The following is a 24,549-nucleotide window of genomic DNA, read 5'->3' as shown; positions in this document are numbered from 1 at the left end:
GTACAAAATCTTCCTTCATCCCCAGCTCCATGTATATACGGTCAAGGCATGCTCTGCATCTTCTATGCTTTCATAGAAATTTGGTTTTACCTTTTTTTTCTTAAGGGTATTTCCCAATTCCTCACGCAGAAACTCATCAGTAGTATAACGGGTAACACCCGCATAAAAATGTTCCATTAAACGGTTTACCATACTGGCATATTCATCCATCAGTTCCTGTTGAATGGTAAAATTCTCATAATTCACAATGGCATCCACACGTTTTTCAAGGTGTGAAAGATGTTCAGCAACAATAAACTCAATACGTTGAATATCCCTTAAGCTTTCAATGCTGTAGTTTTCAAAATTCACATAAAAACGATTTTTGTCTGCATCATATCGAAAACGCTTTTCCAGGGAGTCTTTTTTATCGGGAAGAGTCATGGCAGCCTCACTTTTTAAAATTAAAGGCATGTTACACAATGCAGCAACGGAATTTATCTTTAGCTAAACATGCTGTTCAGGCCATTCTTCCTGAGATTCAAACACACCAGTGAGGCAAAAAGAGGTGCAGGAGGATTACTCCCGCCTGCAACCCTTTTTATAACGCCTGCTTCAGCATCAAATGCATTTCATCCGTATGAACCCGGAAATATCCTATGAGGATACATGGACCCTTTCCGCAGCAGTAACTTCCTGACGGGGAGGCTTGGTGGTAAAGGCCAGAACAGCACCCACGGCACAAAGAACCGCTGCCACCATAAATGCCGTTGTGTATCCCATCTGAACGGAAAAACGGGGAGCAAACATGGCTGCCACACCATAGGAAAGGAAAACTATGCCGTAGTTATTACCCACGTTCTTGGTTCCAAACCAGTCCGTTACAACGGAAGGTGTTGTGGAAAGATACCCACCGAAACAAAAACCAACAACACAGGTTGCAATCAGATAGGTTCCATAATTCATGGGAACAAGGGACATGAAGATCATGACCACCACAAAACCTGCGGACATGAGAGCCAGGGACTGCATGCGACCGATACGGTCGGAAATAGCGCCCCAACTGAAACGCCCCAGTGCATTGAAAAGGGAAATGGTGACAACAGCATTACCCGCCTGGGCAAGAGTAAGACCAACAAGGTCCATGCCGATGTTGGCGGCAATGGCAATAACCATAAGGCCAGCAGCTGCACCGAAGAAATATATCAGGGTCAGGGAATAGAACTGGGGTGTACGCATCATTTCAGAAGGAGTATATTGTTTGGCAGACTGAGTCACCTTACCGGTCTGGGCAACACCCTCCTTGGGAGGAGTATATCCCGGAGGAACATAGCCAGCAGGCGGCTGCACCATGAAAAATGCACCAATCACGATAAGAATAGCATAGGCTATACCAAGATAGGCAAAGGATTCCGACACACCCACATTATTAATGAGCGATACGATCACAGGTTTCAATGCCATCCCACCAACACCCACAAAGGCCAGATTAAGACCGGTTACAAAACCGCGTCTGTCCGGGAACCACTTGGCGCAGGTAGCTACGGGAACCACATACACGGCACCCATGGCAAAACCTGTGATGAAACCGTAGGTCAGATACATACCCATGATGGAAGTGGATTGTCCCGCAAGGAAAACCCCCATACCCGCAACAATACCACCCACAATGGCAACATTTCTGGGCTTGAGCTTATCCTGCACCCTTCCTGCCACCAGTACGGCAATGGTAAAAGAAACCATGGTCACCGAGAAGGTGAAAACCACATCTCCCCTGTCCCACCCGAATTTTTCAACAAGGGCTGAGTTAAAAAGGCTCCAAGTATACACTGCACCGAGAATGGCCTGCATAAGACAGGCACCCGCAACGACCAGCCAACGATTGAACAAAACCTTTTCCTGCATGGTTTCCCCCTTGGTTTGCAACTTTATTGATCAGAAAGAAGGCCTGCATAAGACATCACAGGATCCAAACCGCTGAAAAACATTTTTCAACGGGTCTTGCTGAACACAGCTTTGCGTTTTTCAAGGAAGGCTGAGGTACCTTCCTTTGCATCCGAACTGGCAAAACAAAGACCAAAGGCCTCCCTTTCCATATAAGATCCGGAAATGAGATCCACCTCGATCCCCTTATGAACAGCAACCTTGGCCAGGGCTATGGCTGCTGGCCCCATTGCTGCTATGGATGCTGCTGTTTTCTGAGCTTCTTCCATCAGCTGCTCTGCGGGCAGCACACGGTTAACCAGACCAAGCTCTTTTGCTTCTTCAGCTTTAATGCGCTTTGCCGTAAAAATCAGCTCCATGGCCATGGCAGCACCCACCCGCCTTGCAAGGCGCTGGGTTCCCCCGAAACCGGGAATCAGCCCCAGCGTTTCTTCGGGCAGACCAAACATGGCTTTTTCCGAGGCATAGATAAAATCACAGGCCAGGGCCAATTCACATCCGCCGCCCAGGGCAAAACCGTTAACAACGGCTATGACAGGCATAGGAAGGAGGGCAATTTTTGCCATCATGGATTGCCCAGCATCGGCAAAGATCCTTGCGGAAAAACTGTCCATGTGGGCGAGCTCGGAAATATCAGCACCCGCCACAAAGGCCTTGTCTCCGGCTCCCGTCAGCAGAACAACCCGCACGCCATCATCCATCGCCAGAGCATCAAACAGCGTATTCAGCTCCGCAATGAGTTCCCCATTCAGAGCATTCAGAGCTTTGGGGCGGTTCAGGGTAATGCGGACAATCCCATCTTCTTTTTCATAAATAAGATTCTTGAATTCCATGTTTCATCCTTTTTCCATAGTATTTACGACCAGCCGGAAATCAGAGCCGGATCCGGCAGATCCTTCAGCGGATGCAGGGAAGACCAGGGCGGAGTAAAACAGTTACGGATTTCTCCGGGATCAACATTTTCAAGCCTGCCGTCCTTCCAGGCAGGGGACTGGTCCTTATCGACCAGAAGCGCCCGGACCCCTTCATGGAAATCCGGATGTTCCATGCAGCGGGCCGCAAGGATAAGCTCAAGACAGAATGCCTGCTTCAGGGAAAGGTGTCTGCCTGTACCAAGCTGTCTCCAAGTAAGACAGATACTGAAAGGACTTGCCGAACCAAAGGTTTTTGAAGCCTGTATAAGCCTAGGCTCCCGTTTTCCCGATTCCACAAGTATTTCTCCGAAAGTCACCGGATCCGGTGCCAGAGCCAGCTTTCGCAGGCATTCGGGTTTTTCCGCAAGAAAACCCGACTCCAGAGGCAGTTCAAAATGGGCCAGTACAGCATCCACAGCCTGAGCGTCCCTTTCGGGATTGCCTGTCCAGTCCAGTGCCACAAGGCTTTCAAAAAGAGCTTCCCTGTCATCTTCCTGTACCACCCGGTCTCCAAAACCCAGAAAACAGGCATCCGCAGCATCCATGCGATATCCACACAGACCAAGAAGCCTTCCGCAGCCTCTGGGCATACGGTTGAGAAACCAGGTGGCACCCACATCGGGGAAAAGCCCGATGCTAACCTCTGGCATGGCCAGAACGACGTCCGGTGTCAGCACCTTATGACGGCAAGCGGCCAGAATACCTATCCCTCCACCCATGACAATGCCGTGGGCAAAACAGAGAATCGGTGTTTTTGCCATGTGGATGGAATAATCCGTACTGTATTCCGTGGTAAAAAAATCAAGAGCGCTTTTCTTGTCCCCCCCCAGATACTTTCCGGACAGCAGCCGGACATCCCCACCCGCACAAAAGGCTTTTCCGCCCTTGCCTTCCAGCCAGACAAAGACCACGCTTTCATCCTGATCTGCCCTGCGTACAGCATCCCCAATAGCTAAGGTGGTCTCCATACGCAGGGTATTGAGACGCTCCTCTGCTTCAATGCGGATACAAAGAAGCCTTTTGCCGCCAGCCAGAGGAATATATGAAAGGTGTATATCCCTTTTCATGTAAAAACCCTTTCATCAAAACAGGTCTTTTCGCCTGCACCAGCAAGGGGAATGAAACCAAGAACCCTGGCATCCTGAGGCAGAGAAAGGATGGAGGCCACGGCTTCCGCATCCCTTACCAGACCAAAGGATTCAGGAAGACGGGGTGGATTTTTTCCAAAAGTCCAGACCACCACCACGCCCATGCGGCAAAATCGTCCCAGGGGGGAGGCCAGCCTGAAGAGAAGGGCCGTATCCCGGACCCAGAAGCTCTGCCAGCAACGGGGCGTAGAAAACATCGCATCCTGCATTGTGACCTCCTGTTTCCCCAGTAAGGGTGGAAAGAAAGCCGGGGACCATCAAAGGGCATCCCCGGCAAGGGGGGAGAGTGCCGGTACGGGGCGTACCGGCATACCGATTACGGAAGGAAAATTCCTTCCGGGTCGATCGTTTTGTAAAGCAGATCCAGCTCACCCAAAGTCGGTGCCTTTGTTTCACCACTCACCCGACTGATGTTTAAATCAAAGCTGCAGTTTTCAAGTATCTGCTGGGGTGTGCATCCGGGATGATAGGTATCCAGATACATCTCTCCGTTTTCATCGAAGCGGAAAACACCCATGTTGGAAATCACAGCCTCAGGGCCACCCCGGAAAGCCCGGTTGTAAACTTCTTTCTTGGGCACCATTTCACCGGAAGGCCATTTGGGAATCCGCCATCCCGGAGAAGTCACAAAATCAACCTTCTCCCTGAAGCGTCTTTTTTCCTGCACCATGATGAAAACGGTTTTTCTGGCAAGACCGTTGATATCAGAGTTACCACCGGAGCCGGTGAGTCTTTTCTCCGGAATAATGCCGTATTTACCCATACCGGTGGTGTTTACATTTCCATACTTGTCCACTTCCGCACCACCAAGGAAAGCCAGATCCACAACTCCCCTCTGGAGCTGGTTAAAGACATCAAAAAGTCCTGAAGCCACGGATGCCTGATAGATACACCGGGCATCACCCACGGAGGTGGGAAGAGATATGGGCCTGCCATCCACGCTGCCAGCCTCATAAATACAGACCGCCGTAGGTGCCGTCGTAAGCTGGGCCAGACCGATAGCCAGCATGGGAAGTCCTGTGCCTGCAAACACCACATCACCGTCGGTAACTTCACGGGCCGCAGCCACTGCCAGAAGATCTATGGGCTTGAACTCTCCAATTTTTGCAAGGGTAGTATCTCGACTCATCAGCGTGTCCCCCTCTTGATTGTGGTGGAATATCCAAAGGCCGGGTTTGCCCGCAGCTGCTCCAGTCGGGTGATGCCGATTCTTTCAAGATAGGTCTCATAATCCGGTATATCGTGGATCCATTCCTTCACCCAGGCATCGAGACCTTCCTGGGAACGGGTGCTTTTGAAGAAGTTCTGGATAAAACTGCCATCGGTTTCGTAACAGCCGAAACATCCCGTGGGGTGAGCACCCCAGGGCTGTTCCACAATGCAGGAAACCTGATGTCCTGAAATCAGGTTACGGGTGGGTTCTCGACGGATATAGTCCTCGCTCACCACCTGTTCTGCAACGATGATGACATTGTCCGATGCCTTGATGGCTTCGGAGTCGGAGTAAAGCTGTCCTTCAACCCTTACCGTACCTTCCTCCCCAACCATCTGAACATGGGCAATACACCAGTCCGGGTTTGCAGCAGGCATGTGCAGCAGTTCTCCGCCATAGAATGGATCGGATACAATTTCATATTTCTTTTTAGGAATCTTAGGATTGCTGCCGTCCCTCAACCCGGCTGTTTTAAGATTATCATAGGCAGGGTTGAGCATGTCCGTACCCATACTGGCGTAGGTGGGCAGATAGGGAAGCCCCATGGAACCTGCGGCCATGCGGTAAAGTATCTGCACATGGCTGTAATCCTCAATAATAACCTCGCCGGCTTCTGCCTTACGGGCCAGGTTGGCACCGATCTTTCCAAAAAGCTCATGGCCTATCCAGCAGCTCTCCCAGATCTTCACACAACCTGCGCCGATGAGCAGATCGGAATGGGTGCCGCCATTCACTTCCACAAGGTGCAGATCCTTCTTGCCCTGCCGTATCATTTCATACACAGCGGCCATGGGACGCCGCCATATGGTAAAGCCGCTGAAGGTCAGCATTGCGCCGTCGGGAATCTGTGCAACGGCCTCCTTAAGATTCATTCTTACGGGTTTTGCCATTTTCTCCTCCTTCTAAAGAAAGCTGGCTTGCCATCCTGCCACAGGAAAAAAACCATCATCCCGTCACAGTTACGCAGACTGCACAGAAAAACACTGTTCAGCATGTGCGTATAAAAAAGGGATGCACAAAGGCATCCGCTTCGCCCCCTACTTCTTCTTACGCTTCTTATCTCCAATCACTTCACCACTTATAACTATCTTCTGAACCTGGGTGGTTCCTTCATAAATTGTGAAAACCCTGGCATCACGATACAGACGCTCAATTTCAAATTCTTTGGTATAGCCGTAGCCACCATGAATCTGAAGACTCTGGCCCGCAACATTATTGGCCATTTCAGAAGCATACATCTTGGCCATGGATGCTTCCTTGGAACATTTTTCTCCCCTGTCCTTCATGGCTGCCGCATTCAATACCAGAAGCCTTGCAGCCTCTACTTCCGTTGCCATATCTGCGATCATCCAGCGAAGACCCTGATTGGCCGCAATGGGTTTTCCGAACTGATGCCGCTGTTTGGAATAATCCACGGCAAGATCAAGGGCCCTCATACCCACACCAAGGCTCTGGGAACCGATACCGATTCGACCATCATCAAGGCCGCTCATGGCAACTATGAAACCTTCCCCTTCCTTACCCAGCAGAGCACTTGCCGGAACCCGGCAGTTTTCAAAGATGAGGTCCGTGGTGTCGGAGCCCTTCAGACCCATCTTGTCTTCCTTGCGGCCTACGATAAAGCCCGGTATGCCCGGCTCAATGAGGAATGCGGAAATCCCTTTGTGACCTGCCGCAGGATCAGTTTTAGCAAGAATAATGAAAACGCCTGAGGTGGCTCCACCCGTGATCCAGCGTTTGGTACCGTTTAAGACATAAAAATCCCCGTCCTTTTCCGCAGTGGCCGTCATACCCGCAGGATCACTGCCCGCCTCGGGCTCGGAAAGGGCAAAGCTTGCGATTATCTCGCCCTTGGCCATGGGCCTTAAATATTTTTCCTTCTGGGCATCACTGCCGAAACGCACAAGGCTGCCGCAGCCAATGGAGTTATGCACACTCATGATAACAGCCACGGATGCATCGTAATATGCAATTTCCGTCAGGGCCAAAGAATAGGCCACGGTTCCCATGTTCTCACCGTCATATTCTTCGGGCACCAGCATACCAAGAAGTCCCAGTTCACCCATTTTTTTAAGAATCTCCTTGGGATACTCGCCGGTATGGTCACGCTCCATGGCCGCTTCAGCCAACTCCTTGCGACCGAATTCCCGGGCCATCTTCTGAATCATCTTCTGCTCTTTTGTGATTTCAAACGCCATGACTGCCCCCGTTCACTGAATATTTATTTCTGAGCATCCTCCCATACGATGCCCTCCCACCCGAAAAATACCGGAATACCTGCGTCTCTCCGGGACAGACGCAGGTATCTTTTTCCTATTTATACTCGTAAAAACCTTTACCGGTTTTACGACCCAGCCATCCTGCCTCAACATATTTACGCAGCAGGGGGCAGGGCCTGTACTTGGAATCCCTGAAACCATCATAGAGGGTTTCCATAATGGCCAGACAGGTATCCAGACCGATAAGGTCGGCAAGCTCCAGAGGCCCCATGGGATGATTCATGCCCAGCTTCATGACCGTATCAATATCTTCCTTGCGGCCCACGCTGTGGTACAGAGCAAAAACCGCCTCATTGATCATGGGCATGAGAATACGGTTGGCAATGAAGCCGGGGAAATCATTGGCTTCTGCCGGGGTTTTGCCGAACTTTACGCAGAGATCCCAGGTAAGCTTGAAGGTTTCCGTATCCGTGGCGATGCCCCGGATGATTTCAACAAGCTTCATGACAGGCACAGGGTTCATGAAGTGCATGCCAATGACCTTTTCAGGACGTTTTGTCCGTGCGGCAATGCGACCGATGGGAATGGAAGATGTATTGGTTCCGAGAATCACGCCGGGTTTACAGATACGGTCCAGATCTTCAAAGATCTTAAATTTCAAAGCCTCATTTTCCGTTGCCGCTTCCACCACATACTCACATGGTGCCAGACCCTCAAGGGTTGTTACGGTTTTAAGACGACCGAGAATAGCATCCTTTTCACCGGCATCCAGTTTTCCCTTTTCCACATTCCGGGAAAGATTTTTGTTAATGAGGCCAATACCCTTTTCCAACGCAGCGTCACTGACATCCATTATAATGACATTCAGCCCGCTGGCTGCTGCCACCTGTGCAATTCCACCACCCATCTGTCCTGCACCGATCACACCAAAGGTTTTGACTTCCATATTCTCTTCTCCTTTTTTTAAATCCGGCTTAAGGATACATTTCTTAATGAAACATCCATAAAAACATAAACTTATATATTTTATCTCTTTATTATCAGGGATACAGCCTCACCGCCACCAAGGCAAAGGGAAGCAAGGCCGGTTCTGGCATCCCTGCGCTTCATTTCATAAATCAGGGTGGTGAGCACCCTGGCACCGGAAGCACCAATGGGATGGCCAATAGCAACACTTCCACCGTTCACATTGACCTTTGCAGGGTCAAGCTTCAGCTCCCGGTTTATGGCAAAGGATGTGCCGCTGAAAGCCTCATTTATTTCAAAAAGATCAATGGCATCCATCTGAATGCCTTCTTTGGCACAGCACTTGGGAATGGACCATACGGGAGCCATGAGCACATACTGCATTTCAATACCATAGGAAGCCTGGGCACCGATGGTTGCAAGTATTTCACAACCTAAGGCTTCGGCCTTTTCCCGGCTCATAACACATACGGCAGCAGCCCCATCGGCTATGATGGATGCATTGCCTGCCGTTCCCACTCCACCTTTTTTAAAGGCACCGGACATGGCAGCCAGCATCTCATACGGTGTTTCCTTAACGGATTCATCATCAGCAAAGACAGTGACACCTTTACGGGATTTGATTTCAACTGGAACAATTTCATCTTTAAAGCGGCCGGAAGCCTTGGCTTCATTGGCCCTGCGGTAGGATTCCGCAGCATAACGATCCTGATCTTCCTTGGTAACGCCCCATTTTTCAGAACAAATCTCATTGCTCATGCCCATGTGGAAATTGTTCACATGATCCCAGAGACCGTCATGGATCATGCCATCTTTGATTTCTCCATGGCCCATACGCAGGCCAAAACGGGCTTTTTCCAGAAAATAGGGGGCATTGCTCATGCTTTCCATACCGCCTGCAATGACCACATCCGCATCTCCTGCCACCACAGCCTGAGCCGCCAGCATCACAGCCTTCAGGGCAGAACCGCAAACCTTGTTAATGGTAAGGGCTTCAACTTCCCAGGGCATATTGGCGCGGACAGCCGCCTGCTTTGCCGGGTTCTGACCGCAACCGCAGGGAAGAACCTGACCCATGATTACTTCATTGACTTCTTTATCTTCTATACCGGCTCTTTTTACAGCTTCACGGATGGCAATAGCTCCCAGATCCACAGCGCCCAGGGAGGCAAGGGATCCGTTAAACGCCCCCAGCGGTGTCCTACATGCACTCACAATAACCGCTTCTCTCATGGCTATACTCCCCGTTTTTCCTTAATGGTCGTCCCTCTTATGGCAAGGAGACGGCCTGCATTATGGTTTTTGCCGGCAAAAATACCGACCCTATTCTAAAAACATCCTCAGCCCTAGACACTGCGCCTAGTTCTGTTTCATAATCTGATGGTTTACCTTTTATGCACACCGGCACCTCAGGAGTTAAGATACCGGTGTGCACCACCAAAGGAGACACCAAAACAATGCTTGCTTATCTGAAACCCTGTTATTGCAATGGGGATGCCAGACATGGGGCACGAACCCACAGTAATACATAAATATTTGACATTAAAAGAAATAAAACCCCAAAAAAGCTTCTTCTCCCATGAAAATCATTCTGATATACCCTGCTGACTTTTTTTCACCCAATAAAAAGGGGCCAAACCGCCACAAGCACCCTTCTCACAAAAAGAATGCAAGTGCTTGATATAAAAAACCAAAACAACAGCGCCACATCTTGAACAGCAGATGTGGCGCTTTCGCCCATGTCTCATCAGAAATATAATTCTCCCAACAGATCCAGACAGAAACAAAGCCCAAATAAAGTGCCTGAAAGATACCTTAATGAAAAAATAAAGATAGCTGTTTACCCACAGGCCATTCATGGTCTATATTGGTATCTAATTGATAAAGAATGTCCGAGATTAATTTGCATTTACTTCCTTCCAAGAGCCGATCCTATGCCCCTTCCCCGATTCTCCAGACGAAGTCTTTCCAGAGACCTGATCTCAGGCCTTTCCCTGTCACTATGCCTGCTGTTCGCCATTCTGGGTGGTATTTACTATACATATCTTACTTATCAGGCCAATACGGAACTGAAAGAACAGGCCCACAGCATCAGTCAGGAAATCACCCATGTGCTTTCAGGACCCGCATGGCAGCTGGACCATGACCTGACAGAACGTATTGCCATGGCCTATCTCCATACGGAGCACATGGCAGGCCTCAGGGTTGTCTTCAGTCCGGACACCATCATTTTTGAGCAGCTACCGGATTCGGCAAATACCCACATATTCCGTGAAACCCGAACCATGGAACACATACGTGAAGACGGCAGCCCTCTTCCCATTGGTTCCGTAGAAATATGGTTTTCACAGGAAAGTATACGGGATATGCAAAAAACCCTGATCCGCATGGTCTGCATTATGGTACTCATGTCCACAGCCCTTGTGGTACTGGTCATACGCCTTCTCATGGCTTCTCTGCTGGAGAGCCCCATGGGCAAGCTCCTTGAAAATATCCAGTCCATTGCCGCAGGCAATTATGACAGTGCCATCGAGCCGGTTCCCCAGGAAGATATCAATGCCATTATTAGCGAAATCAATGTCATGGCCACCCGCATTGCCGCCCACACCAACCAGCTGAAAAATGAAATCGGAGAACGCAGGCAGGCGGAAAAGGCGCTGCTCATCTCAGAAAAAAAATACAGGGGAATCTTTGAAAATGCCCTGGAAGGTATTTTTCAGATTACCCTTTCCGGAAGAATAATCAGCATTAACCCCTCCATGGCCCGTATTTTCGGTTATCAGGATATCCAGGAAATGATGGGGCTTGTGGATAATTTTGAGACGGAGCTTTTTACGGATCCAGATGTACCCGTAACCATCCGCCAGATCCTTGAAAGGGAAAAAATTGTTCAGAACTTTGAAACCCGGCTGAAGCGAAAAGATGGCAGGCTCATATGGGGCTCCATACAGGCCAGACTTGAAAGAAATCCAGAGACAGGCCTCCCCTTTGTGGAAGGTATGCTGGAGGATATATCCGAGCGCAAAGAAGCGGAAGCTGCCCTGAAAAGCGCCAACCGTCTTCTGGAAACCCGGGTAACGGAACGTACCGCTGCCCTTCAGGAAGCCAACGACAAACTGAAAGCTGCCAAAGAAAAGGCAGAAAAAACCGCAGAAGCCTTAAATCTTTTCACCCGGGAGCTGGAAGCCAAAAACCGGGAGCTGGCCGAAGCCAAGGATATTGCAGACGCAGCCACCCAGGCCAAAAGCCAGTTCCTTGCCAACATGAGCCACGAGATACGCACCCCCATGAATGCCATCATGGGAATGACCTATCTGGCCCTTAAGACCGAACTTTCCCCGAAACAAAGGGATTATCTGGAAAAAATCCATACCGCCACGAACTCTCTTTTGAGAATTATCAACGATATCCTTGACTTCTCAAAAATAGAAGCAGGCCGTATGGAAATGGAGGTCGTGGATTTCAGACTGGATGACATCTTAAGCCGCCTTGCCAACCAGACAGCCCTCAGGGCCCACGAAAAAAATCTGGAACTGATCTTTGTTACTGACCCCGGCACACCGGCCCAATGCGTAGGCGATCCCCTGCGCCTGGGGCAGGTGCTGCTCAATCTTGTCAGCAATGCAGTCAAATTTACGGAAACGGGTCAGATTACCCTTACCATAGCACCTGGGCATCAGAAAAAGGATGCCATTCAACTGCTCTTTTCCGTTGAGGATACTGGCATTGGCATGACACCGGAGCAGCAGGGAGAACTTTTCCGGCCCTTTAATCAGGTGGATGCTTCCATGACCCGCAGGTATGAGGGCTCGGGCCTTGGCCTAAGCATATCCCAGCGCCTTGTGGAAATGATGGGGGGACACATATCCGTTAAAAGTCAGCCCGGCAAAGGCAGTACTTTCTCCTTTGCTGTATGGCTGAAACCTTCTACAGGAATTCCGGGAGATCAGGACAAAAACCCATCGCTTCTGAAAAACCTGAACGTGCTGCTGGTGGAGGACAATTCCGCCAGCCGCCAGGTGCTTACGGAATATACGGAGGCCCTTTCCATGCATGCAAAGGCCTTTGAAACCGCAGAACAGGCTCTGGCACACATTACAACCGGCACGACCCGTTATGATCTTATTTTTCTGGACTGGAAACTGCCCGGCATGGACGGCATTGATCTGGCCCGCAGGATCATCGAGGATCATGCAACGGACAGACCCAAAATACTGCTGGTCACAGCCTTTGGTAAAGACTTAAAAGAAAATGACAGAGCCATTCTGGACGGTGTACTTTTCAAACCCTTCACCATATCCGACCTCATGGACAGCACCCTGGAGGCCCTTTGTATTCCCAATGAAAAGCAATTGAAAAACAAACAATTGAAGGAGGAAACAAATGATTCTCCGACACTTCACGGGGTCCACATCCTCCTTGCCGAAGACAATGAACTCAACCGCCAGCTAGCCAGGGAGCTGCTAACGGGTGCCGGTGCCAGGGTCACCACGGCGGTGAACGGCCGCGAAGCCATGCATAAAGCCATGGAATACAATTTTGATCTGGTTCTCATGGACGTACAGATGCCTGAAATGGACGGCTACGAGGCAACCCGGCAGATCCGGAGTACCGTGGGCAAGGACAGGCTGCCTATTATTGCCATGACAGCCAACGCCATGGTGGGCGACCGTGAGACAGCCATGATGGCCGGAATGAATGACCATGTCCCCAAACCCGTCAACCCGCCCCAGCTTTTTGAGACCATTATCCGATGGTTGCCTGAAAGCTTACGAACTCAGCCCATGACAGAAGAAAAAACCTTACACATGCAAAGCATACTTCCCGATATACCGGGCATCAACACCGCATCGGGGCTCACCCGTGCCGGGGAAAACATGGATCTGTATATGGAGCTGCTCCTTAAATTCAAAGAAGATTATGCACGCACATCGGAAATCATCAAAGCTCATCTGGATTCCGGCAATTATGAAGCCGCCCAGATGGAAACCCATACCATCAAGGGCGTTTCCGGTAACTTAAGCATGGATGCCATTTTTCAAAGCGCTGGGAGACTGGACCAGCTACTCCGCCATCCTTCAGAAAAAGACGAAATATACAGGGTATGGGAAGATTTCCGTGATATCATGGAAGAAACCCTGCAAGGCCTTCAGGCCCTCTCTGCGGCTGAAGACACAGACAGGTATCTTCCCGATGGAAAGGAAAATGAACTCCTCAGCCTTCTGCACAGACTGCAACCTGAAGTGGCAAACCTGAAACCCAAACGCTGCGCACCCATCATGGCAGAGCTGGAAAACAAAAAATGGCCGGAATCTCTGGAGCCTGAGCTTCATCACATTCTGAAAAACATCCGATCCTACCAGCTGAAAGATGCGCTGATAAAGATTCAAACGCTGATTCAGGAACTTGAGGGGAGTCATGATGCGTAAACCAGAAGACTGCACCCTGATGGTGGTGGACGACACGGAAACCAACATCGACCTTCTGCTGGATACACTGGGGCCGGAATACGAGGTCATGGTTGCCATAGACGGTCCCACGGCACTGGAACATGCCAAGGCCAGCCCTCCGGACCTGATTCTTCTGGATATAATGATGCCAGGCATGGATGGTTTTGAAGTCTGCCGCCGTCTGAAACAGGATGCCAGAACCAAAGATATTCCCATAGTATTTATTACGGCCATGAACGAGGTGCTGGATGAACACAAGGGGCTTGCATTAGGCGCTGTGGACTACATAACAAAGCCCTTTAATCCAGCCATTGTACGGGTACGGGTCCACAATCATCTTTCCCTGAAGCTTGCCAAGGAAGCCCTTGCAGACCAGAATGCAAGCCTTGAAGAGCGGGTCCGGGAAAGAACAAAGGAACTGGAACAGACCCAGGATGTCACCATTCAGTGCATGGCATCCCTTGCGGAAACCAGAGACATGGAAACCGGTGAGCATATCCGCAGATCCCAGCACTATGTCCGCACCCTGGCCCGCCATCTAAGAAGCCACCCAAGGTTCCGCCATCAGCTGGACAACAGTCTCTATATCGATCAGCTGTTTAAATCCGCCCCCCTCCACGACATCGGCAAGGTAGGTGTACCGGATCGGATTCTTCTCAAGGAAGGCCCCCTGACAAAGGAAGAATTTGAGGAAATGAAGCGCCACACCATTTATGGATATGAAGCCCTGCAGCGTGCTGAAAAAGGAATGTCCGGACAACCCTCCTTCCTCAGCATAGCAGCTGAAATAGCCTATACCCACCATGAGAGATGGGACGGAACCGGCTATCCCAGAGGCTTAAAGGGGGATGAGATACCAGTTTCCGGTAGACTGATGGCCATTGCCGATGTTTATGACGCCCTCATATCAAAGCGCAGCTACAAGGAAGCCTTTTCCCATGAAACAGCCGTAAAAATCATCACCGAAGGAGATGGCCGTACCCTGCCCTGCCATTTTGATCCGGATGTGATGAATGCCTTTGTTAAGGAAGCTGAAACCTTCCGCAACATTGCAAAACGGTTCTCCGACGAAGACAACTCTGACCTTTAACAGTAACAAGGCCACTTCGGGAGAAAGCTTCTGACCTTTAAGGCACAAGCAAATGCGGTTTGCGGACAAGCCTTAAAAAAGTCCCAATAACATACGGGTAGCAACAAAAATAAGCAGAAAAGCAAAAAACCTTTTCAAACGATCCACAGGCAGGCTGTGGGCCAGCTTTACGCCCAGAGGAGCTGTCAGTACACTTGCAGCCACAATACCGAAAAGGGCTGGCCCATAGACAAAGCCCAGGGAAAGGGGTGGAAGCATTTCATTGCCAAGCCCTCCCAGCACATATCCTGCTGTACCAGCCAAGGCAATGGGAAACCCTATGGCAGCGGATGTGCCAATAACCGTATGGAAGGGGATATTACACCAGGTCATAAAAGGCACAGAAAGAGTTCCACCGCCAATCCCCACAAAACTGGACATGCCGCCAATGGTACAACCTGCACCGAACATACCGGCAGATCCCGGCAGAGTCCGGCTGGGCTTTGGCTTTTTATTCAAAAACATCTGGGCTGCAACATAATACAGAAACACTATAAAAATGACCTTCAGGGTATGGGTCGGCATCCGCGAAGCCACAATGGCACCGAAAAAAGTTCCCACCACAATACCGGGAGAGATTCTGATAACCACATCCCATCGTACAGCCCCCCTCTGGTGGTGGGCCTTCAGACTGGACATGGCCGTAAAAATAATTGCAGCCATGGAAGTACCCAGGGCAATCTGCATAAGAACTGAGGCTTCCACCCCCTGTGCCGGAAGCGCAAACACCAGCATGGGCACCACCACAAGCCCTCCCCCTATCCCAAGAAGCCCTGCCAGAACCCCGGCTACGGCTCCTAAAGCCATATACAATAAAAAAGTCTCAATCATTTCTTCTGCACTCCATTCAAGTATTTAAAGCCGTCCTGAATCAAAACCTGTCCCTGACCTTCCTGTCTTGCATTACAGAACATCGTTCTGCGTATACTTTCAAGGTGATCCTGCATGGCCTTCTGGGCTGCGTATTCATCTCTGGATTTCAGGGCATCAAGTATGGCCCGGTGACCCTCAAGGGAACAGGCAGCCCTTTCCGGATGTTCCCACACAGGACTCCGGCTTTCATCCAGAATGACTGCAAGGGAAACCATGACCTCCCGGACGATAACATTCTCCGTGGCTTCAGCCAGGAGACCATGGAAGCGGGCATCCAGATCTCCGAAGCCCCTCTCCCCTGTGGCCTGCATATCCACAAGCTGCTCCAACTGTGCCAAGCGATCTCCGCTAATCCTCCGGGCAGCAAAAGCGGCTATCCCCGGCTCCAGCATCAGCCGAAACTCCAGAAGCGCATCCATGCGTGAGCCTGATCCGGTGAGCAGACAGGCCAACTCCCTGGCAAGAATATCTTCGGAGTCGGCCATCAGATGGGTGCCTGAGCCCTGACGCCGGATGACAAGCCCCCGCTCCCCCAGAGACTGCAGGGCCTGCCTGAGGGAGTGGCGTGAAACTCCGAAACGCTCTGCCAGCTCCCGCTCAGGGGGCAGACGCTCCCCCTGCCGGATCTCACCCTTTGCCATCATTTCACGGATATGCATCAATACCCGCTCATAGGCGTACACGCCCATCACTTCTTCCTTTCCATGCCTATTGACATAATGTGAAGTCTCGGCCACCACATTGGTTCAACCAATTTTCCCCTAGCATCCCATTTCCAAACACACAAGGAATAAAAATATTTTCCCAAAGACCATATTGATTTTTGCCCAGAAACATCGTTTATCAAATCAAATATAACTGTTCAATGCCCTCCTCGCTGGCTAAGGACCATATCTGTCAGACAGATACACAGGCATTCAGACTGTTTGCCCGTGATTCATAAGGATGACTTTCCATAAAAACAACAGCAATTATTACTTTTTTCCGGATAACGGTATCCTGAAAACCAGCGCCCTTTAAGGTCCCACCCTCCTGAAACCCCAAGGGCCCAGTGTTTCAAAAATCCGGATTGAGGCTAAACACGTCCGAATGATTCTGAAAAAAACCAGCATTGGCGATGCCCCCGAAAAGGGTAAAAGCTTTGGCAGTCTCACCTTCAGCGGCTCTGACATGGATTTTTCCGGCATCATTAAAATCTGGCCCCATTAACAATCCTACCCAGCTCGTTTTTCAAAAAATAGTTTTAAATCAGGCGGCTCATGAAGAATTTCTTTTATGGTATAAAAAGCCAGAAACCGTGGCAGAAAAAGATGCCGCCGCCGGGAACCCACCTGCAGAGTCACCGTATCCCCGGAACCATGAACCTTCACATCCCCTTCCTCCAGAAAAGGCAGGCGCAGGTTCATGACATAACCATCATCCGTTTCTGCAATGTCCAGCGGCTTATCCTTAAACCAGAAATCATCCACAGCCCTTCCTCCGTAGAGCACCTCTCCCACCTTTTCCAAAAGGGACAACCCGAAAACCTCTTTGCCCAGATGGGGAACACGAAGAACAGGCAGAGGAGAAAAGCTTTCTTCAATTTCAGCAATATAACCAGCCTGAGAAGCCACATAGTCCGCAAAAAAGCCAGTTGCTTCAACATCCGGTAAAATACGGTTCATGATCACAGCATCCACATGATATCCGTAAAGCTGCAGATAGGTATAGGCCCTGCGGGCCTCTGCTATAACCATGCGTTCAGGATTCACAAGAATACGGGTACTGGTCACTTCCGGATCAGAAAGAAGTTTCTGCACACCCTCCACCTTTTCCAGAAGAGAATCCAGCTCCTCCAGACCTGCCGCCAGGGGCATCATCCCACCCATAAGTTTTCCCATCCCCTTCATAGCCATACGGGGAAAGGGAAACAGCTTGTTTGTCCACCACTGGGTCACCTGGGGAAGGGAAAGAAGGGTCAGAGTTTCTCCCGTAGGTGCGGAATCTATTATAATAAGATCAAAACGTTTTTCCCTGGCATATTCTTCTATCCACAAAAATGCTGAACCTTCCTCCATACCCGGAATGGCTGCCAGTTCTTCGGCTATCTTACGATCCACCCCCTGCCAGCGAAAAACCTCCAGCATCAGCTTACGAAGCGATCCCCAGTGTTTACGCATGGAATAATAGATATCCAGTTCCTGAGCCCAGAAATTGGCCTCTACCTCCACAGGCTCAGGTCCCAGGGGAAGATTCAGGACATCAGCCAGGGAGTGGGCTGGGTCCGTGGACATGACAAGGGTTTTTTTCCCGGCCCTTGCCGCCTGCAGGCCCGTTGCTGCTGCTGTGGTAGTTTTTCCTGCGCCGCCTTTACCCGTAAACAGAAGAATACGCATGTAAAACTCCTCTCTTTCCACCAGAGATCCGAAGATCCGTCAACATAAGGATATAAGCAAAATCAAAATTGACAATACGCTTCAAAAAAACTAAGGTCAACGGGTTATCTTATGATCCCGGCAGTCGTAGAAATTACCTGCTTTCAAATCAAGGCACAAGGCTTTGTTTTTTTATACACAAAACCCTTTATTCTGACTACAGAATTACATCCGGCATGACCGGATAATGACCTTCTCAAAATACCAGAGGCAAGATGCGCCAGAATTTTCCTGAAACAGCAGCGGACATATCACTTTCCTTTGAACCGGAAAAAACAGCTTCCGTCTCTTACCCCCATCCCTTACCTCCATGGGAAGTGCTGATTGCAGATGATGACCCGGAAGTCCACCGGGTCACCCGCCTTGTGCTCAGGGATTTTCATTTTGATAACAGGTCCCTGCTGCTTCACAGCGTATATTCAGGCAGTGAAACCATCCGCTTCCTGCGCCACCATCCGGATATTGCCGTTCTTCTTCTGGACGCTGTAATGGAAAATGATGAGGCTGGTCTTATCGCAGCCAATCGCATAAGAAAAGAGCTGAAAAATCAGAATATACGAATCATTTTCCGTACAGGTCAGGCGGGCAAAGCGCCAGAAAGCCTTGTGGTTGATCAATACGATATCAATGACTACAGGGAAAAAGCCGAACTCAGTGCCCAGAAGCTGCGAAGCGCCATCACAACAAGTTTAAGAAACTTCAGAGAACTTCAGTCCGCACATAGGGAAAAAGATGCACTTCGCCATATCCTCAGCACCACATCACCTGTAATAACAGATCCATACAACCCTTCCTTCTTTGCCTGCACAGTGAGGGATCAGGTTCAAAGACTGTTACTGGCACAGCCCTTTCAATCCAGAAAACTGACTGTCAGCTTCTCCGTAAAGGATAAGGCAGGTCAGCTACTATGTACAACTCACCGTACAAAAGACAAACTTACGACCCCATCAGCATCCTCTTTTTCTCCGAACCTGCTCCTGTGGACAGAATCCATGGGAAAAAGAAGTCTGGAGCTGTCCGTTTGCGCCCTGCCGGAACTGAGCATGGAAGAAAAGACCATGCTGGATATATTCATCGGGCACATTGCCGATGTTCTGGATAAGATGCTGGATCATCAGCCAGACATTCTCATGGAAACCCGTTTTTCCCGTCTGCTGACCCATGCCCTTTCCAACAGCCCCAGAAAAGAAAGTGCGGGCCACCTCCACAGAGTTGGGGCTTTCTGCCACTATCTTGCCCTTAAAGCAGGGCTGGAACAAAAAACCGCCGAAGAACTGAAACGGGCAGCCCCCCTCCACGACATCGGAAAGCTGGCCATACCCCAGGCCATCCTTAACAAAAGAGGCCCCCTCAATGCAGAAGAGCAGGCCATCATCCGCACACACCCTGATATCGGCTTTGAACTTCTCCACGATGAGAGTCGCCCGGATCTGCAAACCGCTGCCATTGTTGCAAGGGAGCATCACGAAAGATGGGACGGTGCTGGTTATCCTTTGGGTATTGCGGGTGAAAAAATTAACATTTTAGGAAGAATTACAGCCATTGGTGATGTTTTTGATGCCCTGACCCATGACCGAAGCTATAAAAAAGCATGGCCCTTACCCAAAGCTTTAGAATTTCTCAAAAAGAAAGCCGGAAGTATTTTTGACCCCCGGCTGGTTTCCTGCTTTATTCAAGATACAGATTCTCTGGCCCGGATTCACGCCCAATGGCCGGACACCTGACAAACCACGGAGAGAACATAATGAAACATGCTATTTTTACGGCTTTAATCATCGGCTCCATGCTATTATCCTCCTGCGGCGGTGTCCGTCTCAAGTCCTACGAAAAACAGGACTGCGAAACCCTGCCGGGGCAGCAGACCCTTGCCACAATAGAGAACAGATGCATGCTCTGCCACAAGGGTGATTTTGCAACAATACAGGATATCTGTGAAAGAAAGGACCTGATCATTGATGCCGTGGAGACAGAAAGAATGCCCAGATTCAGCAAGCTGACTCAGCAGGAGCTGGAGATCATTGTTACCTGGCAATAAACCACGGTAAACCGGTTTCAAAGAAACCGGAATAAATCCTTCATATTCTACAATGATGCAAGAACCTGTAAAAGCCCCTCGCCCAGAACGTCCCTCTGCCACTTCCGCATCTCCGGTATGGTTTCCAGAACATCCATGGATGCTGGATTGAGCTGGGCAAGCCTGGTGAGGAGGGCTTTGTTGCATAAAAGCGCCGGATCCATATCCAGCTTCTCCGCCAGTGCATCCCGCCAGTCCTTCATGGCCTTGATACGCATGGAAACCAGTGGTTTGATCCTTGCAGCCCTTGTTTTGGGATATACGGGAAGCTCTGTCTCAGGTAAAGCCAGCGCGCCCTGAATACATTGCAGAAGCACAGGGCCATGCATGGACAACTGACGGGGACTTAAAACCTTAGAAGATTTCACAGCCTCCATGGTACGGGGCCGAAGCTGAGCCAGACGCAAAAGTGCTTCTCCACCCAGCACCTTAAAAAGGGGCTTGTCCTTTTTTTCTGCCATATCCAGGCGAAATTCCAGAAGAGCCTCCAGAACAGCAAGGCTTCTACCGTCCAGACGACCAGCACCCTTGAAACGAAGAAAAAGAGGCCTTTCTTCTCCTTCCGTTGCTCGCACTTCCTGTAGAATGCAGCATTCTTCCGCAACCCAGTCCAGCCTTCCCTTTGCCACAAGCTCTGCTTCCAGCTGCTCCGAAAGGGGAATAAGATAGCGGGTATCCTCCGATGCATAAGCAATCATTTCCGGAGAAAGTGGTCTTTGTGACCAGTCCTTTTTCTGATATTTTTTATCAAGGCTTGCGCCAAAGCGTGCCTTCAGCACCGCATCCAGCCCGGATGTACGGTAGCCCAGAAAGCGTGTGGCCAGTTCCGTATCCCAGAGATTCTGCACCTCAAAACCAAAATCCCTGAAAAGAGACCGAACATCATAATCTGCACCATGAAAAATCTTGCGTACAGAGGGATCGGCAAACACCGGACCCAAAGGAGAAAGATCCGGTATGCACAAAGGATCCAGCACAAAATTACGTTTTGCAGCAGTCAGCTGAATGAGACAGACCTTTTCTTTAAAATGAAACATGGAGTCCGCTTCCAGATCCACGCCTATGCGGTCTGCATTTTCAAGCAGGGGAAGAATACCCTGCAGATCATCCTGGGTTTCAATGAGCGTATACGTAGAATCCATCCTTATCCGTTATTTCAGCGTCCTTGAAAACAGGATTCCCTCTGGACAATGGGGATATCCCTGCCTCTTTTGCAGCCTGCCATGGTTCCATAATTTTCCTTGACCCGCAAGACCATTTCCCTTAGTTACTTCAGGTGTGCCGGAAAATACCCCATGGAAATGCGGCATATAACAGAATAAGCTGCTTTTTTCCATGATAAATTTTATATATGCCCGCCTTATGACAATGGACATTAAAAACCGACAAAACCCCATTCAGGAATGGTTGCCATGATATGTATAACTCTCCCGGATAACAGCATCCGGGAATTTGAAAGTCCTCCTTCAGGCATGGATATTGCTCTTTCCATCTCCGAAGGCTTTGCCCGCAACTGTATTGCCATGGAAATTGATGGCATTTTAAAAGACCTGACCGCACCCGTTGAAAAAGATGCCAGCGTACGCCTGCTGACCCCCAAAGATGCTGAATCTATGGAAATATTAAGGCACTCCGCAGCCCATGTCATGGCCGAAGCCGTTCTCAAACTATACCCCGAAGCCCGCCTGACCATAGGCCCTGTGGTGGAAAACGGCTTTTACTATGACATTGACATGCAGAGCATCTCAGAAGAAGATTTCCCAAAGATTGAAGCGGAAATTGAAGCCATCATCAAAGAAAAGAAAAGCTTTGTCCGAAAAGAAATGACCCGGAGTGAGGCAACGGATTTTTTTAAGGATGAACCCTACAAGCTGGAAATCATCGACTCCCTTGAAGGGGAAGTATTCAGTCTTTATGAACAGGGTGATTTTATTGACCTCTGCCGGGGACCACACCTGCCCCACACCGGCCACATCAAAGCCATCAAGCTAATGCGGGTTTCCGGTGCCTACTGGCGGGCAGACCAGAGCCGCCAGCAGCTTCAGCGGATTTACGGAACAGCCTTTTTCGATAAAAAAGACCTGAAAGCTTACCTAACCCTGCTGGAAGAAGCAAAGAAACGGGATCACAGGAAGCTTGGCGTACAATTGGATCTCTTCAGTTTCCACGATGAGGCTCCGGGCATGCCCTTTTTCCATGCAAAGGGTATGGACGTATGGAACGCCCTTCTGCAATACTGGCGGGAAGCCCACAGGGATGCGGGCTATGTAGAAACAAAAACCCCCATCATGCTCAACCGGGTTCTCTGGGAAAAAAGCGGTCACTGGGAAAACTACAGGGAAAACATGTATACTTCCCGGGTGGACGAAATGGAATATGCCATCAAACCCATGAACTGCCCCGGTGGGATGCTGCTTTTTGGCATGAGGCCGCATTCCTACAAAGATCTGCCCCACCGTGCCGGAGAAATCGGCCTTGTTCACCGCCATGAAATGTCCGGTGCCCTCTCAGGTCTTTTCCGGGTCAGGGCCTTCCACCAGGACGATGCCCACATTTTCATGACCCCGGATCAGATCCAGCAGGAAATTCTAGGGGTTCTCCAGCTGGTGGACCGCATCTATGCCACCTTTGGTCTGGATTTTCATCTGGAGCTTTCCACACGTCCTGAAAAATCCATCGGCTCTGACGCCCAGTGGGAACAGGCTACCGAAGGACTGCGATCCGCCCTGGATGCCTATGGCAAGGGCTATCAGGTCAATGAAGGGGACGGTGCCTTTTACGGTCCTAAAATCGACATCCATATTAAAGACGCCATCGGCCGCACCTGGCAGTGCGGAACCATCCAGCTGGACATGGCCCTGCCGGAACGTTTTGACCTGAATTATATTGGCAAAGACAATGAAAAACACCGTCCCATAATGATCCACAGGGTAATCTACGGTTCCATTGAACGATTTTTCGGTATACTCACCGAACACTTTGCCGGTAAATTCCCCCTCTGGCTGGCTCCGGTACAGATCATGCTGCTGCCCATGAACGATGACCTGATCCCTGCGACAGAAGAGCTTAAAAAAGAGCTGACTGCCGCAGGTCTCCGGGTGGAGGTGGATACAAGATCCGAAAGCCTCAAGAAAAAAGTCCGGGATGCCCAGCTGCTTCAGATTCCCATCATGGTAACCATAGGTGCAAAGGAAATCGAAACTAAAACCTTTGCTGTAAGGACTCTGGATGGCAAAGTTATCATGGGTATGGAACGCAGCCTTTTTCTTGAAACCATAGAAGAGCACATAAGCAGAAGATCCTTAAGTCCTGAGATATTTAAAAGCTGACAAAACAAAAAATCTTCACACCGGAGAAAGGATCTCCCTTTCTCCGGTCTGCCCTCCTTCCATTCCCTGACTGGTCAGATGATTTTATCACCATTTTTTTCCCTGCTAAAAAAATACAAGTTCATTAAAAAAACATTTGTTCAGACCTGTAAACCCCGATCTTTCATCAAAAAAATAAAAATCCCCGTTGTTACTGTAAAAACAGTATGATAGAGTATTTGTTGCGAACAAAAACTATCACCAACGGGGATTTTAAAAATTATGACACAAGGCATCCTTCCATTCAAGTACGAAGAAGAAAAAAGAGGCGTAGGATTAACAGCACTGGGAGGTCTTCCGCTTTATCTGGATCTGATACATGCCATGGGTCTGCGGGATTCTATTGAAAAACATATGAAGATCGGAGCCAATAAAAAGCAGGGTTTTACAGACAGCGAAGTGATTATTTCACTTATGATGCTGAATCTTGCTGGTGGTGAAAGCGTCGAAGATATGAGAATCCTGGAAGAGGATGAGGGATTTCGGTGTATTTTAGAAAAAATGCAGAATCACGGGGTGCCCCGCTCAGAACGCCGACGTTTAAAGACTCGCTGGCGTAAAGAACGGAAAAGAGTAACGCCATCTCCAGCAAGTATACACAGATATTTATCTGAATTTGCAAATACTTATAAGTCTCGTATGGGGGAATCGAAAATACCGGAAACAAGCTCTAATTTGAGAGACCTGATCCTGATAAACAAAGATATCATTGCCTTTATTCAAAAGCAGTGCGAGAAAAAAATAGCCACTTTGGATATGGATGCCACTTTAATTGAAACGCTTAAGGCTGAAGCTCTTTACTGTTACAAGGGGTTTAAGGCTTACCAGCCTTTCAATGTATTTTGGGCTGAACATAAG

The 24,549-nt window shown here is 49.6% G+C and carries 21 protein-coding genes; 6 read left to right on the top strand and 15 right to left on the bottom strand.

Annotated features, from left to right (window positions below; all coding sequences use genetic code 11):
- Nucleotides 1–15: 15 nt before the first annotated feature.
- The 10 genes from FIM25_RS13965 to FIM25_RS13920 form a co-directional block, all read right to left on the bottom strand.
- Entirely contained in the window at nucleotides 16–423 is a 408-nt protein-coding gene (locus FIM25_RS13965) for a hypothetical protein (protein WP_179953393.1), read from the bottom strand.
- Nucleotides 424–636: 213 nt separating this feature from the next.
- Nucleotides 637–1,884 carry an L-lactate MFS transporter gene (locus FIM25_RS13960; RefSeq protein ID WP_139450477.1) on the bottom strand — a complete coding sequence of 416 codons (1,248 nt, stop codon included), beginning with the start codon at nucleotides 1,882–1,884 and terminating at the stop codon, nucleotides 637–639.
- A gap of 86 nt (nucleotides 1,885–1,970) precedes the next feature.
- Nucleotides 1,971–2,756 (bottom strand): enoyl-CoA hydratase-related protein, encoded by a 786-nt coding sequence (locus FIM25_RS13955; protein ID WP_139450475.1) that lies wholly within the window; start codon nucleotides 2,754–2,756, stop codon nucleotides 1,971–1,973.
- A gap of 23 nt (nucleotides 2,757–2,779) precedes the next feature.
- Entirely contained in the window at nucleotides 2,780–3,904 is a 1,125-nt protein-coding gene (locus FIM25_RS13950) for an enoyl-CoA hydratase/isomerase family protein (protein ID WP_139450472.1), read from the bottom strand.
- Complete coding sequence (locus FIM25_RS13945; RefSeq protein WP_139450470.1) at nucleotides 3,901–4,194, bottom strand: hypothetical protein; 294 nt, start codon at nucleotides 4,192–4,194, stop codon at nucleotides 3,901–3,903. The genes FIM25_RS13950 and FIM25_RS13945 overlap by 4 nt, the downstream gene beginning before the upstream one ends.
- 107 nt (nucleotides 4,195–4,301) lie before the next feature.
- Complete coding sequence (locus tag FIM25_RS13940) at nucleotides 4,302–5,114, bottom strand: CoA-transferase subunit beta (RefSeq protein ID WP_139450468.1); 813 nt, start codon at nucleotides 5,112–5,114, stop codon at nucleotides 4,302–4,304.
- Nucleotides 5,114–6,088, bottom strand: coding sequence for a CoA transferase subunit A (locus FIM25_RS13935; protein WP_139450465.1), 975 nt, complete (start codon nucleotides 6,086–6,088; stop codon nucleotides 5,114–5,116). The genes FIM25_RS13940 and FIM25_RS13935 overlap by 1 nt, the downstream gene beginning before the upstream one ends.
- Before the next feature lie 147 nt (nucleotides 6,089–6,235).
- Nucleotides 6,236–7,396, bottom strand: a complete 1,161-nt coding sequence (locus FIM25_RS13930; protein ID WP_139450463.1) for an acyl-CoA dehydrogenase family protein — start codon at nucleotides 7,394–7,396, stop codon at nucleotides 6,236–6,238.
- A 115-nt stretch (nucleotides 7,397–7,511) separates the two neighbouring features.
- A complete protein-coding gene (locus FIM25_RS13925; protein WP_139450461.1) occupies nucleotides 7,512–8,363 on the bottom strand; it encodes a 3-hydroxybutyryl-CoA dehydrogenase in 852 nt (283 codons plus the stop codon).
- An 80-nt stretch (nucleotides 8,364–8,443) separates the two neighbouring features.
- On the bottom strand, nucleotides 8,444–9,616 hold the full coding sequence (locus FIM25_RS13920; RefSeq protein WP_139450459.1) for an acetyl-CoA C-acetyltransferase: 1,173 nt from the start codon (nucleotides 9,614–9,616) through the stop codon (nucleotides 8,444–8,446).
- A gap of 701 nt (nucleotides 9,617–10,317) precedes the next feature.
- Here FIM25_RS13920 and FIM25_RS13915 point away from each other — a divergent pair.
- Both FIM25_RS13915 and FIM25_RS13910 read left to right on the top strand, forming a co-directional pair.
- On the top strand, nucleotides 10,318–13,812 hold the full coding sequence (locus tag FIM25_RS13915) for a response regulator (protein ID WP_179953392.1): 3,495 nt from the start codon (nucleotides 10,318–10,320) through the stop codon (nucleotides 13,810–13,812).
- Complete coding sequence (locus FIM25_RS13910) at nucleotides 13,802–14,923, top strand: response regulator (protein ID WP_246052216.1); 1,122 nt, start codon at nucleotides 13,802–13,804, stop codon at nucleotides 14,921–14,923. Before FIM25_RS13915 ends, FIM25_RS13910 begins: the two co-directional genes overlap by 11 nt.
- A 72-nt stretch (nucleotides 14,924–14,995) precedes the next feature.
- Here the strand turns inward: FIM25_RS13910 and FIM25_RS13905 are convergent, their stop codons facing one another.
- The 4 genes from FIM25_RS13905 to FIM25_RS13895 form a co-directional block, all read right to left on the bottom strand.
- Nucleotides 14,996–15,793, bottom strand: a complete 798-nt coding sequence (locus FIM25_RS13905) for a sulfite exporter TauE/SafE family protein (RefSeq protein WP_139450455.1) — start codon at nucleotides 15,791–15,793, stop codon at nucleotides 14,996–14,998.
- Nucleotides 15,790–16,524: a FadR/GntR family transcriptional regulator gene (locus tag FIM25_RS13900; RefSeq protein ID WP_139450452.1), complete on the bottom strand. Its 735-nt coding sequence runs from the start codon at nucleotides 16,522–16,524 to the stop codon at nucleotides 15,790–15,792. Before FIM25_RS13900 ends, FIM25_RS13905 begins: the two co-directional genes overlap by 4 nt.
- Before the next feature lie 367 nt (nucleotides 16,525–16,891).
- Nucleotides 16,892–17,041: a hypothetical protein gene (locus tag FIM25_RS17155; protein ID WP_179953391.1), complete on the bottom strand. Its 150-nt coding sequence runs from the start codon at nucleotides 17,039–17,041 to the stop codon at nucleotides 16,892–16,894.
- A gap of 8 nt (nucleotides 17,042–17,049) precedes the next feature.
- Entirely contained in the window at nucleotides 17,050–18,210 is a 1,161-nt protein-coding gene (locus FIM25_RS13895) for an ArsA family ATPase (protein ID WP_139450450.1), read from the bottom strand.
- A gap of 254 nt (nucleotides 18,211–18,464) precedes the next feature.
- On the opposite strand from FIM25_RS13895, the gene FIM25_RS13890 reads away from it, so the two are divergent.
- Nucleotides 18,465–19,973: an HD domain-containing phosphohydrolase gene (locus tag FIM25_RS13890; protein WP_139450448.1), complete on the top strand. Its 1,509-nt coding sequence runs from the start codon at nucleotides 18,465–18,467 to the stop codon at nucleotides 19,971–19,973.
- Nucleotides 19,974–19,993: 20 nt separating this feature from the next.
- Complete coding sequence (locus FIM25_RS13885) at nucleotides 19,994–20,284, top strand: hypothetical protein (protein WP_139450446.1); 291 nt, start codon at nucleotides 19,994–19,996, stop codon at nucleotides 20,282–20,284.
- Nucleotides 20,285–20,331: 47 nt separating this feature from the next.
- On the opposite strand, the gene FIM25_RS13880 is transcribed toward FIM25_RS13885, so the two are convergent.
- Entirely contained in the window at nucleotides 20,332–21,465 is a 1,134-nt protein-coding gene (locus FIM25_RS13880; protein ID WP_139450443.1) for a ribonuclease D, read from the bottom strand.
- 270 nt (nucleotides 21,466–21,735) lie between these two features.
- Between FIM25_RS13880 and thrS the strand changes: the two genes are divergently transcribed.
- Nucleotides 21,736–23,652: a threonine--tRNA ligase gene (gene thrS / locus FIM25_RS13875; protein WP_139450442.1), complete on the top strand. Its 1,917-nt coding sequence runs from the start codon at nucleotides 21,736–21,738 to the stop codon at nucleotides 23,650–23,652.
- Nucleotides 23,653–23,913: 261 nt separating this feature from the next.
- On the top strand, nucleotides 23,914–24,549 hold a 636-nt coding region (locus FIM25_RS13870; RefSeq protein WP_484068179.1), incomplete at its 3' end, for a transposase family protein.

This window comes from Desulfobotulus mexicanus (genome assembly GCF_006175995.1).
Classification (GTDB): domain Bacteria; phylum Desulfobacterota; class Desulfobacteria; order Desulfobacterales; family ASO4-4; genus Desulfobotulus; species Desulfobotulus mexicanus.
The sequence above is the reverse complement of the archived record's forward strand: the minus strand, read 5'-3'. Positions and strand labels throughout refer to the sequence as shown.